This window comes from Tetragenococcus halophilus (genome assembly GCF_001712815.1).
Classification (GTDB): domain Bacteria; phylum Bacillota; class Bacilli; order Lactobacillales; family Enterococcaceae; genus Tetragenococcus; species Tetragenococcus halophilus.
In genome coordinates, this window is sequence record NZ_CP012047.1 from 2,359,995 (window position 1) to 2,372,856 (window position 12,862).

General features: G+C 35.4%; 12 protein-coding genes and 1 other annotated feature. Of the genes, 3 read left to right on the plus strand and 9 right to left on the minus strand.

The genetic code is table 11. From position 1 onward, the window contains the following. Positions 1-542 precede the first annotated feature (542 nt). The 3 genes from croR to serS all read left to right on the plus strand — a co-directional run bounded on the left by croR (position 543) and on the right by serS (position 3,959). A complete protein-coding gene (gene croR, locus AC806_RS11435) occupies positions 543-1,232 on the plus strand; it encodes a response regulator transcription factor CroR (protein WP_014125860.1) in 690 nt (229 codons plus the stop codon). After that, positions 1,222-2,391 carry a sensor histidine kinase gene (locus tag AC806_RS11440; protein WP_061841389.1) on the plus strand — a complete coding sequence of 390 codons (1,170 nt, stop codon included), beginning with the start codon at positions 1,222-1,224 and terminating at the stop codon, positions 2,389-2,391. Before croR ends, AC806_RS11440 begins: the two co-directional genes overlap by 11 nt. 34 nt (positions 2,392-2,425) lie before the next feature. Next, positions 2,426-2,629: a binding site (T-box leader), on the plus strand. A 58-nt stretch (positions 2,630-2,687) separates the two neighbouring features. Further along, on the plus strand, positions 2,688-3,959 hold the full coding sequence (gene serS, locus AC806_RS11445; protein WP_014125862.1) for a serine--tRNA ligase: 1,272 nt from the start codon (positions 2,688-2,690) through the stop codon (positions 3,957-3,959). A gap of 63 nt (positions 3,960-4,022) precedes the next feature. On the opposite strand, the gene guaB is transcribed toward serS, so the two are convergent. The 9 genes from guaB to AC806_RS11490 form a co-directional block, all read right to left on the minus strand. Beyond that, complete coding sequence (gene guaB, locus AC806_RS11450) at positions 4,023-5,507, minus strand: IMP dehydrogenase (RefSeq protein WP_061841390.1); 1,485 nt, start codon at positions 5,505-5,507, stop codon at positions 4,023-4,025. 241 nt (positions 5,508-5,748) lie between these two features. Further along, positions 5,749-6,444 carry a DUF1129 domain-containing protein gene (locus tag AC806_RS11455; protein ID WP_069029343.1) on the minus strand — a complete coding sequence of 232 codons (696 nt, stop codon included), beginning with the start codon at positions 6,442-6,444 and terminating at the stop codon, positions 5,749-5,751. Between the two features lie 85 nt (positions 6,445-6,529). Continuing rightward, positions 6,530-7,630: a redox-regulated ATPase YchF gene (ychF, locus tag AC806_RS11460; RefSeq protein WP_014125865.1), complete on the minus strand. Its 1,101-nt coding sequence runs from the start codon at positions 7,628-7,630 to the stop codon at positions 6,530-6,532. 6 nt (positions 7,631-7,636) lie between these two features. Then, positions 7,637-7,825 carry a DUF951 domain-containing protein gene (locus tag AC806_RS11940; protein ID WP_014125866.1) on the minus strand — a complete coding sequence of 63 codons (189 nt, stop codon included), beginning with the start codon at positions 7,823-7,825 and terminating at the stop codon, positions 7,637-7,639. A 14-nt stretch (positions 7,826-7,839) separates the two neighbouring features. Next, the gene (locus tag AC806_RS11470; RefSeq protein ID WP_014125867.1) at positions 7,840-8,724 is read right to left on the minus strand and encodes a ParB/RepB/Spo0J family partition protein; all 885 of its coding nucleotides are present in this window, start codon (positions 8,722-8,724) and stop codon (positions 7,840-7,842) included. Next, positions 8,708-9,478, minus strand: coding sequence for a ParA family protein (locus AC806_RS11475; RefSeq protein ID WP_014125868.1), 771 nt, complete (start codon positions 9,476-9,478; stop codon positions 8,708-8,710). Before AC806_RS11475 ends, AC806_RS11470 begins: the two co-directional genes overlap by 17 nt. A 66-nt stretch (positions 9,479-9,544) precedes the next feature. After that, positions 9,545-10,261, minus strand: a complete 717-nt coding sequence (rsmG, locus tag AC806_RS11480) for a 16S rRNA (guanine(527)-N(7))-methyltransferase RsmG (RefSeq protein WP_069029344.1) — start codon at positions 10,259-10,261, stop codon at positions 9,545-9,547. A gap of 203 nt (positions 10,262-10,464) precedes the next feature. Next, positions 10,465-11,289, minus strand: a complete 825-nt coding sequence (locus tag AC806_RS11485; protein ID WP_014125870.1) for a glycosyltransferase family 8 protein — start codon at positions 11,287-11,289, stop codon at positions 10,465-10,467. A 173-nt stretch (positions 11,290-11,462) separates the two neighbouring features. Beyond that, on the minus strand, positions 11,463-12,779 hold the full coding sequence (locus AC806_RS11490; protein ID WP_014125871.1) for a C1 family peptidase: 1,317 nt from the start codon (positions 12,777-12,779) through the stop codon (positions 11,463-11,465). Positions 12,780-12,862: the final 83 nt, after the last annotated feature.

Sequence of the window (12,862 nt, forward strand, 5' to 3'; positions counted from 1 at the left end):
TCGCGTGTTGTTCGCGTTTATTGCTTGGTTGCTTCTTCTTTCAAAGAAGCGCCCGACACATTGGTTCGTTTGCTTGCTTTGTTCAGTTTTCAAAGGTCTACTGCTTGTTGCCGTAGCAACTTTTATATCTTATCAATTCGACAAGTGTTTGTCAATATCTTTTTGCAAGTTAGCTAATTTTTATTTTATTTTCTTTTTTTAAAAAGAAATGTCTTATTATTTATTAACTTAAAGATAATGGCTTGCCTGAAGACAAAATATAATATACCAATAAAATAACGATCCGTCAACAACGAAATGTCTTTCTGCCAACGTTTCTAGTTATTTCGCTTTCTTTTATTTTATAGCTGACTTTTGTTCGTTTCCAATAAAAAATTTGGTTAAAATTCCTTCTTTTTGAATAACAATGTTCGCTTTTTTTAAATTCTTGTACAAATAATTTCTATTATTCTCTAAAGAATAAGTATAAATTTATCAAATTGTTTCGTTTTTTGGTAAAATGTAATTAAGAATTACCTTTAATTATAAAAGGAGGGCTCTAAATGAAAATATTAGTTGCCGATGATGATAAAGAAATTGTTGAATTATTAAGTATCTATTTACACAATGAAGGTTATGAACCCATTGTAGCCTACGATGGGAAAGAAGTACTCTCCAAGATACATACTCTTTCTGATATAGAACTGGTCATTTTAGATATTATGATGCCAGAATTAGATGGAATGCAAATTGTTAAAACATTAAGGAAAGAGTCGCAGATTCCAATCATATTATTAACCGCTAAAACTACAGATATGGATAAAATTAAAGGGTTAGTCGCTGGTGCCGACGATTACGTGACAAAACCATTCAATCCATTGGAAGTTATGGCTCGTGTTAAATCCTTACTAAGGAGAACACAAACACAAATATCTTCAGAACAACCTGATATTTTAGAAATTAGTTCACTGGTTATTAACCGGGACTCTCATGAAGTAAGAACCATTGGTGGAAAAGAAATTCAGTTAACTGCTTTAGAATTTGGTATTCTTTACTTGTTGGCTTCACATCCAAATCGCGTTTTCAGTGCTGATGAAATCTTTGAACGTGTTTGGAAACAAGAAAGTGTCGTCTCGGCAAAAACAGTCATGGTACATGTGAGCCACTTGCGTGATAAAATTGAAGAAGCCACTGGAGGAGAAAAAATCATTCAAACCGTATGGGGAGTTGGCTACAAGATCGATGCGAAATAAAAAAGAACCAAAAAACAAAGTTATTCTTACCTCAAAAGAAATTAGTGAATTATTCGTTGAAGCAATCGTTACAATTATTTTGTTGATTATTGTTAATATAGCAATATTGGTGATGCTTTCTTCTATAATAAGTAATACACCAGCTTTAAACGAAGCAGTTTTTGAATCACGAACGAGTTTTGTAAGAAATCTTAATACAGATATCTTTCTTAGTGGAAAAAATATCTTAATTCCTGTTTTACTTATCTTAGATATTATTTTCTTATATTGGCGGTTAATTCGTCGTTACCGTCAAATGCAACAACGTCATATTATTAGCGAGCTTCATTATATTGCAAATGGAAATTACGGGCATCGTATTCCTTTTGAACTACGTGGTGACCTAGCACGTTTAGTTGATAGTATTAATGGTTTAGTAGATAGTACAGTAACAGCTATTGAAGAAGAGCGGCGTATTGAAAAGTCAAAAGATGAACTGATAACAAATATCAGTCATGATATCAGGACACCTTTAACTTCAATCATAGGTTATTTGGGACTGATTGAAGACCGGCAGTATCATTCAGAAGAAGAGTTATTAAAATATACTCATACTGCTTTTGTCAAAACAAAGCAGATGAAATCTCTGGTAGACGATTTATTTGAGTATACTAAAGCTCGCCAACCAAGTAGTCCGGTCACTTTAGTCACCTTTGATATGGTTCAATTAATAGAGCAACTCGCTGCTGACTTTGAACTTGAAGCACGTAATAAGGGGATCAGCATTGAAACAACTGCACAACCTCAGCAACTTGAAATGGAAGGCGACACAGAAAAACTAGTCCGTGTATTCAATAACTTACTTTCAAATGCTTTAAAATATGGTGAAGGTGCTGATAAAATAGTTATCCAACTTGAAAAAACGGGCACTGAAGCTGTTATTTCAGTGAAAAATAATGGTAAAATGATTCCCAAACAATCATTAGATTCTTTATTTGATCGCTTTTATCGCGTGGAAGAATCACGCTCACAAGAAACAGGTGGGACCGGCTTAGGATTAGCTATTGCTCAAAGCATTGTTGCTTTGCATGGTGGTTATATTTATGCCAAGTCTAATCCCGATTGGACTTCATTTATTATCCATCTACCGTTAGTTGGTAATAATCAATCTTCTAGTTGACGAAACAATTTTTTTCAGCTATGCTAAAAGCGTCATATCAACAAGCAAAAAACCTAGTATATCGTTTATTCTTTTCAGAGAGCTGATGGTAGGTGTGAATCAGTAAAGAAAAACGGTAGAATCCAGTTTTTAATGTTTCTTTTAAAAAAAGAACCTGCACTCTTTGGTTACAAGAGTCAAGTGCGGCAATTTAGCCGAACTTGGGTGGCACCGCGAAGCAAACTATTTCGTCCCAAGCATACTCGCTTAGGATGAAATAGTTTTTTTATTTTATAATTTTTAAGGAGGAAAAAATATTGTTAGATATTAAAATGATTCGTGAGAATTTCGAACAAGTAAAAGAAAAATTACAAACTAGGGATGTTCCAGAAGAAACGCTAACCGAATTTCTCCGTTTGGACAAAAAACGCCGTAGTTTGTTAGTGGAAACAGAAGAAATGAAAAAGAATCGTAATAATGTATCCGAAAAAATTGCGCAAGCAAAGCGTAATAAAGAAGATACTTCTGAACAAATCGCTGAAATGCGTGAAGTAGGTAGCAAAATTAAAGCGTTGGATAAAGAGATTGCAACAATTGACGAAAAATTAAACACCATCGCTACAACTTTACCTAATCTCCCTCATGACAGTGTACCCGTTGGAAAAGATGAAGAGGACAATGTCGAGATTCGCAAATGGGGAGCTTCTCAAACTTTTTCTTTTGAACCTAAAAATCATTGGGAGATTGGTGAAAACTTAAATATACTCGACTTTGAACGAGGAGCAAAAGTTTCTGGTAGCCGTTTTGTTTACTACAAAGGACTGGGCGCTCGTCTAGAACGTGCACTATACAATTTTATGTTAGACCAACATGTATACCAACAAGGGTATACAGAAATGATTACTCCCTATGCAGTCAATAGTCAAGCGATGTTTGGTACTGGCCAGTTTCCTAAATTCACTGAAGATGTCTTTCAGTTAGAAGATAGTGGCTTAACTTTGATCCCGACAGCTGAAGTTCCTCTAACAAATTACTATAGCAACGAGATTTTAGATGTAAGTCAATTACCAGTCTATTTCACTGCCTTAAGCCCAGCTTTTCGTTCAGAAGCAGGAAGTGCTGGCCGCGATACTCGAGGCCTGATCCGTTTACATCAATTTAATAAAGTAGAAATGGTTAAGTTTTCAGATAGCCAGCATTCTTATGATGAGTTAGAAAAAATGACAGCTGACGCAGAATCTATCCTACAAAAATTAGGACTTTCTTATCGAGTAATGACTTTATCTACAGGAGATATGGGCTTTTCCGCAGCAAAAACTTATGATCTTGAAGTATGGATTCCAGCACAAAATACTTATAGAGAAATCAGTTCTTGCTCAAACTGTGAAGATTTTCAAGCGCGGCGTGCAATGATTCGTTACCGCGATACAGAAGGTAAACTCCATTATGCACACACATTAAACGGCTCTGGTTTGGCAGTAGGTCGTACAGTAGCTGCTATTTTAGAAAATTATCAAAATGAAGATGGTTCTGTAACAATTCCTGAAGTTCTCGTACCTTACATGGGCGGCATGACTAAAATTGGATAAACACAAAAGACGCGACAACGTTAATTATTTTGTCGCGTCTTTTAATTATTATATTAAATTGAATTATTGTTCTACTGAATAGTTGGGCGCTTCTTTTGTCACTTGAATGTCATGAGGATGGGATTCTCTTAAACCATTACCGCTCATTTGAATAAATTGAGCATCATCGCGTAAAGCTTTTAAATCCGCTGCCCCAACGTAGCCCATACCAGATTTTAATCCACCTAACATTTGAAAAATAATGTCAGATGCACTACCTTTATAAGCAACGCGCCCTTCAATACCTTCTGGAACTAATTTATTTGCTTCATTGACACCACCTTGGAAATAACGATCACTTGAGCCTTTTTCCATCGCACTTAATGAGCCCATACCTCGATAAGCTTTAAAACGTCGACCTTGATAGATTTCAAATTCACCTGGCGATTCTTCTGTTCCTGCAAGCATACTACCCAACATTACCGCATAACCACCAGCAGCTAAAGCTTTTACAATATCACCAGAAAATTTAATTCCTCCATCTGCGATAATTGTCTTACCGTACTTACGAGCAACAGAAGCTGCGTCATAAATCGCAGTCAATTGTGGTACGCCTACACCAGCAACAACCCGGGTTGTACAAATTGAACCAGGACCGATGCCTACTTTTACCACATCGACGCCAGCATCATACAAAGCTTTTGTTCCTTGTGCTGTTGCCACATTACCAGCAATTAAAGTTGTTTGAGGGAATTCTGCACGGATTTCCTTAATTTTACGCAGTACACCTGAGCTATGACCGTGCGCTGTATCGATGACGATAGCATCAGCACCTGCTTCTAATAGGGCTTGGGTTCGTTCAAAGGTGTCACTAGTGATCCCGACAGCTGCCGCAGCCAACAATCTTCCATGTTCATCTTTAGCCGCATTAGGAAATTGGATCACTTTTTCAATATCTTTTATTGTAATTAACCCACTTAGGCTACCTTTATTATCAATAATAGGTAATTTTTCAATTTTATGAGCCTGTAAAATTTTCTCTGCATCTTTTAAAGAAGTGCCTTCAGGAGCTGTGATCAAATGATCCTTGGTCATAATTTCGCCAATAGAGATTGAATAATCAGTAACAAAGCGTAGATCACGGTTGGTCATAATCCCCACTAGTTTTCGGTTTTTCATCGCTTCCACTACTGGTATGCCGCTAATTCGATAACGACTCATCAATTCTTCTGCTTCAGAAACTGAATGTTCTGGTGTTAAAAAGAAAGGATCAATAATTACGCCACTTTCAGACCTTTTTACTTTTCTTACTTCATCGGCCTGTGCTTCAACCGACATATTTTTATGAACTACGCCAAGTCCGCCTTGTCTGGCCATAGCAATAGCCATATTACTTTCTGTTACAGTATCCATACTGGCACTTAAAATCGGGATATTAAGCTGAATATTTTTGGCTAATTTTACCTTCATGTCAACATCATTGGGTAACACATGACTTTCTTGCGGGACAAGTAATACATCATCAAATGTTATCCCCTTTTTTTCAAACTTAGTTTCCCAATTAGTCATTTGTTATAACACTCCTTTATTTTATAAAATCAATATATTTTAATGAAAATAGCAAAAAACATGCATGAAGTCAAGCTTCACAATAAGAAACATACTATGATATAAGAAAAAGACAAAAATACCCGAACTATATTTGATAAGACTCTAAATTGTCGCAAGATTACGACAAGAACCTTAAAACACAAGGATCGTCTCATTATAGTTCGGATGATTTATTATAAAAGTTTATCTTACAATTTTTTTACTTATTTTTAGGCATTGATAAACTGCCAATAATGTTGTACTTCTTCTTTAAATAATAACGAAGTAACAATGAAGCACCACCAATGATAACTAAAAAGAACGGATCTAAAACCGGATTGATCACGTCTGGAAGTAAGGCTGATAAAGAGATCACAGCGGTCCATACGAAAAAAGAACCTATTAAAATCAATATCGATTTCCATAATTTAGGACGCTTGCTTTTATCCGCTCCTGGTCGTTCATATTGATACATATATTTATACATCAAGTAAAAGACCCAACCACCAACCATTGCCATTAATATTAATGTGACAATGCCGTAAACTTGGTTGTTTTGTGAAGACAGCACTCCTATGATTCCCATCATTAAACCAAATACCCCTAAGATAAGCAAGGTATTATCTACCCACATCAAAACAGGTCTGGAACTTTCAACTTTGGTAGGTTCAGCTAAAATAGCTTCCGTTCGTTCTGAGACTGTTCCGTAAAGTTGCCGCGCGGTTCGACCGTCTTTTTGCTCTTTTACCAACACTGGCAACATTTCATGTAAAACTTGTACTTTTTCTTCTTCTGGTAAATTCGCAGCATCAAGTGCTTTGTTTAAATCAAAAATATATTGTTGGTTTCTTTTTGTTAGTTGCTTCTCCCATTCACGGTTTTGGGCAACGTATTCTCGCAGTTTTTCTGCTTCCATGTTCGTCGTTTCTCCCTTCTTGCCTGGTAAACAAGCATTTGACAAGAATTATTTTAACATAGTTTATTTATAAATTGGCGGTTTATTATACATTAAAACGGAATAACATAACATCACCGTCTTGAACCACATAATCTTTGCCCTCAAGTCGAACACGACCAGCCTCTTTTGCTGCATGCATACTTTCATACTTATCAAGATCAGCAAAAGATACCGTCTCAGCACGAATAAAACCACGTTCAAAATCCGAATGAATAATACCTGCTGCTTGTGGCGCCTTAATTCCCTTATGGAAGGTCCAAGCACGAACTTCGGGTTCCCCAGCGGTAAAGTAGGTTGCTAGACCTAATAGATTAAATGATGCGCGGATCAACTGATCTAAACCACTTTCCTTAATACCTAAATCTTCTAAAAATTCTGCTTTATCTTCATCATCTAATTCAGCAATCTCTTCTTCAATTTGAGCACAAACAGTAATAACTTCAGCATTTTCAGTTGCAGCAAAATTTTGTACTTTTTGAACATATTGATTACTTGTTGGATCTTGAACATCATCTTCTGCCACATTAGCCACATATAAAACAGGTTTAGCCGTCAATAAGAATAGGCCCTTAACAATCGCTTGTTCATCTTCTGAAAATTCAATTGTACGAACAGATTTTCCTGCTTCTAAAACCGGCTTGATTTTGTCTAAAACTGCTAATTCTGCCATCGCTGCTTTATCTTTTGTCTTAGCTACTTTTTCAACACGGTTATATTGTTTATTAACAGATTCTAGATCAGCCAAAATTAGTTCTAAGTTAATTGTTTCAATATCAGCCAAAGGATCAATTTTTCCATCAACATGAGTAATATTGTCATCATCAAAACAACGTACTACATGACAGATAGCATCTACTTGACGTATATGACTTAAAAATTGATTTCCTAACCCTTCGCCTTGACTTGCTCCTTTAACAATACCTGCAATATCAGTAAATTCAAAACTTGCAGGAGTTGTCTTTTTGGGTTGAAATAAATCCGTCAAGCGTTGCAAACGCCAATCAGGCACTTCGACAATTCCTACATTAGGATCAATCGTGGCAAACGGATAATTCGCTGCTTCTGCACCAGCTTTTGTAATTGCGTTAAATAAAGTAGACTTCCCTACATTAGGTAAACCTACGATTCCAGCGGTCAATGCCATCTAATTTCACTCTTCCTTTTTCTTTTCTATAACTTTTTTCATTTTCTTTTCAAATTCACGGCGTGTCATCATAACAATATGTCCGCAATTTTCACATTTTATTTTAATATCAGCACCCATACGGATAATTTGCCAACGATTTGTTTGACAAGCATGAGGCTTTTTCATTTCTACAGTATCCCCTAGATCATACATAAGCATTCTCCTTATTATTCTTCATCAAAGTGAATATTCAAAATGTCCAAGATACGTGTTAAATCATTTTGAGACAAATAATCAATCTCAATTTTTCCTTTGCCTTTTTTCTCTTTAATCTGTACACTCGTTCCAAACTTATCCATTAAACGGTCTTCACTTTCTCGTAGATAGTAAGGTTTTTCTTTAACCACACGAGGTACTTTCTTTTTATCTTTTGCTTCATTTGCATCGACGACTAACTGTTCTAATTGTCGTACGGTCAAGTTTTCTTTTACACAACGGTTCGCAAGTTTTAGCATCTGCTCTTTGTTTTTTAAACCCAGTAAAGTCCGGGCTTGCCCCATCGATAAGCGATCTTCTTGCACCATTTCTTTTACTAGTTTTGGCAAAGTTAAAAGACGAAGGTAATTCGCTATGTAAGGACGACTTTTTCCCAAACGTTCAGCTACTTCAGCTTGCGTTAAATGCAGGTTGTTCATTAACATTTCATAGGCTTCTGCTTCTTCTAAGGGGTTCAGATCTTCCCTTTGTAAATTTTCTAGAACAGCTACTTGCATCATTGCTTCTTCGTCAAAGTCGCGAACGATCGCTGGGATCATTTCTTTTTTGGCCAACTTAGAAGCACGGAAGCGGCGCTCACCAGCAATAATTTCATAGCCTTTTACCTTTGATTTACGTACAATAATTGGTTGAAAAACACCTGATTTTTCAATCGAATTTGCTAATTCTTGTAATGATTTTTCTTCAAATGTTTTTCGTGGTTGGTAAGGGTTCGGCCGTAATTCATTCAAGGATAACTCAACAATTTTTTCCGTTGCTTCAACCTCTTCAATATCTGAAAGATCTTGAAACAAAGCATTTATGCCCTTACCTAAACTTTTATTTTGCTTTTTCACGAGCCAACACTTCCTTTGCTAGTGCTTGGTAGACCTCAGAACCTTTAGAACGTAAGTCATAATCAACAATTGATAAACCATGACTGGGTGCTTCAGATAAACGGACATTTCTTGGGATAATCGTTTGATAAACTTTTTCTTGGAAATAACGACGAACCTCTTCTACAACTTCTACCCCTAGATTGGTACGAGCATCATACATCGTCAATAAGACACCTTCAATCTCCAACTCAGGATTAAAATGCTTTTGTACTAAACGAACAGTATTTAACAGTTGACTTAAGCCTTCCAAAGCATAGTATTCACACTGAACAGGTATCAAAATGCCATCACTTGCCGTAAAGGCATTAATCGTTAAATGCCCTAGTGATGGTGGACAATCAATTAAAATAAAATCATATTGTTCCTTGAGTTCATCTATCGCTGTTTTCAAACGTGACTCTCTAGCCATCATCGCTGTTAGCTCAATCTCTGCGCCAGCTAGTTGAAGCGTTGCCGGTACGACATCCAAATTGGCACGGGAACTAGGTAAAATTGTATCTTCTAACTTAATTTCATTAATTAATACATCATACACATCTTGTGCCACGTCGGGTTTTCGTATACCCACGCCGCTGGTGGCATTTCCTTGTGCATCAATATCTACTAGCAAAACTTTTTTACCTAGGTAAGCTAGACAAGCACCTAGGTTAACCGCTGTAGTCGATTTTCCTACGCCACCTTTTTGATTAGCTACGGAAATAATACGAACCATTAAACTTTCCTCCTCTGTTAGAAGCTGATAAAAGAAGGTTTTCCTCCCATCACTGCCTTTATAATTTTACCTTATAGGCTTTTTGTTTGGTAAGCCAGGTTTTCTTGGATATTTTTTAGGGGTTTCTTTTGTTTTTTCAATGACTAAGATATTTCGCTCATCTTGTGTGTTAGGTAAAATCAATTGTTTATCTTCTATGAATTTACCCCCTAAAATTGCTATTGCTTTTTGGGCTTCAGTCAATTCTTCTTGGCTTTTGGCAGCTTTTAAAGCATAGAAATAGCCATTCTTTTTTACAAGTGGCAAACAAAGTTCACATAAAACATCTAGACGTGCAACTGCTCTTGCAGTTACATAATCATAAGAAGCCCGATTTTTTAAATCTTGACCAAAATTTTCTGCTCGATCATGAAATAAATAAACTTCTGTTAGCCCTAGTTCTTTAACTAATGTATGCAAAAAATTGATCCGTTTATTTAATGAATCAACGATGGTTATTTTTAATTCAGGAAAAACAATTTTTAAGGGAATACTAGGAAAACCTGCGCCAGAACCGATATCACATATTGAGGCTTTTTTATCCAGATTGACTGAAAAAGCTAACGCCACTGAATCATAAAAATGCTTTAAATAGACCTCATTTTTATCCGTTATTGCAGTAAGATTTATGTTCTGATTCCATTCTATCAAAAGCTTATAATAATGTTCAAATTGCTGTATTTGTTTTTGTGACAACTCAATATGATGTTGATAAAGCTTTTGTTGAAATTCTTCAGCTAACATAGGATTTCCTTTCTCTTGTGAAACAGAAATGTTTCACGGACTATCCTCTACTGTAACGCAAAATAGCTAGCTATGCAATAGTTTGATAGTCTTTTACAAAAGCTTTTTACTTTTTTTATAACAAGAAAACACTACCATCAACTGTCTAAAAGTTATTCCTTTTAAAAATAAATACACTTGCATTAAAAACAAGTGTATTTATACTATTCATTCTTTGCTTTATACCAAAAATGTTTGTACAAAGCAGCATAACGGCCACGATATTTGTCTTCCCAAGGTTTTTCTCTTCCGCAAAAGTGTAAAAAAACACTGTTGCGGCTAACCCAGTCTAAATCCCATTCTCCCATACTAATTGCATCATAAGTAGCATTCTTTCTTACATCATAATTATAAATTTCATCTGGAATAGGCAAAATTTTATTTCCATATAAACCATTTAAAATATCTTGATCAGGTAATAAAAGATTGTATTGATTTTCTTTAATAAAATGAAAAATATCCTCTGCTTGAACCTCTTCTCGTGCTTTTTTCGCATTAATTAGTAAAACACCTGAGTTATAATACCCTTCAGCCTCGTAAGTCTTTAATCGTACTTGATTGATCATTTTCGTCATATTTGTCAGCTTTTTATGGCTTGCTGCTGCATACAAATACTCTTTAAGATCAAGCTGATACAAATCTGAGAAGTCATTAATACAAAGAATATCTGCATCTAAATAAAGAATTTTATCTACACTACAAGGAAGAAATTTATGTACCATTAATCGATAATAAATGGTTTCTGGATAACGTGAGGAAACCGGAGCATATTCAAATAAAGAATCATCGCCAATTACAAGCGGGACATAGTTCATACCCCACTGAGTACAAAAACTCTTTATCGCTTCATTTTGTTCTAGTAACTTTTTTTGTAAAACATAAACTGTAAATTGATGACTAGCATCTGTATTTTGATAAATAGAAAACAATGTAGTCTTCATTTGCTCAACAAATTGATCATCAATTGAAAAAAGTAAGTTTATCTTCATTACTTATCTCCTTGGCTCTAAAATCAAAATTTAGCTTCATTTTAATAAGCATTAGCAGCTAAATACGTTTCACGTGAAACAAAAATTTATTCAACACTTTTCATTACTTATTTTTATCTGCTTAAAATTAAAAACAATAAAAGATACTTGGGTTCATTCCCAAGCACCTTCTATTAGTTTAAAGAATCCCATGGTGTCAAGTCTTCTTTTTCCTTAGAGGCAACATGTTTGTCTTCTTCTTGTAAATATTGATTTTGAACAACTACCTCATATACATACTCATCAAACCATGCATCTGACATTATAAAATAGCCTTTATCGCCGGTTTTATCCCCCCAGCTATTTTCAACTTTCCATTTCGTAGGTTGACCATCCACAATATCTACACCAGTTAATGTCATCGCATGACTGACTTCAGCATCACGTGTTGCTAAGCGCTCTGCTTTATCTAATTGGAGATCTGCTGCAAAAAGTTCTCCTTTTTTAAAGTAATTTGGATCCAAGATACCTTCTTTTCGATCCATATCCCTTATTACATCACAACCAAACCAAACTGTTTGCCCATCTTTTAAAGAAGCAATAGCAGCTTTTTTCATAGCAGTTAGGCCAACGTTAGCTAACTCAATTTTTTTACCGTCAAATATATAATCCTGATTTGGCAGACCATAATTTTTACCGTATTCATGATCAGGCGCATCAATTAAATCCGTATATTGATCAAAGTCAACAGCTACATAATCAGTAAAAAAGGTTTTTGGGGTCAGATTACGCACATTATGATAATTATTATCTTTATCACGATATTCAAAATCAAAAGAAGCTGGAGGTTGCCCGAAAGCATAAACTAACATCCGATAAATTTCATTTAAACATTCTAATTTATAAGTACGCAAATCCGCTTCATGGCTAGGCGTGATCACCATTGTCTTCATATGAGCAATAGCTTTACGTAATTTCAAATTGATTACTCTAGAAATCTCTGCTGTTTTATCGCTATTATAGGTTTCTGGCATCGCACTCTGCGGAATTAATCCATATTTATTGATCAAAGCAGGACCGTTCGCCCATTGGCCGCCATCTTCATCGCCCCATTCAAGCATTGCTAAATACTCACGATCATCTTCTGCTTGGTCAATCAAACGAATAGCCCATTCTAGCATTTTATTGGCTTTTTCTAGGCGATCGTAAAAAGACAGATAGTTCTGTGAAAACTGAAAATCTTTTAACTGATATTTTTTAGCAAAATCATGGCGCAATGTATTTAAAGTAGCAAATAACCAACAACGTCCGCTTTGTTTTTGATGAGTCACTTCTCCAGTTTCTACTTCAATAGAAAAGACTCGGTTTAACGCTTTTTTTGCAGCAAAATTTTTACTAGCAGCATCCACACCGTTTTCTTGAACAGCACGAGCGATTACATTGCTAGCTGGTACTTCTTTTAAATCATTGGAAAAATTAGATAAATCTGTAAGAGTCAAATCTTTCGTCATCTTTTCACTCTTTTCTACTTATTATTTTTAATACTGAATAAAGTCTATCATTGTCCAATAAAAAACACAAAACCCACAAATGT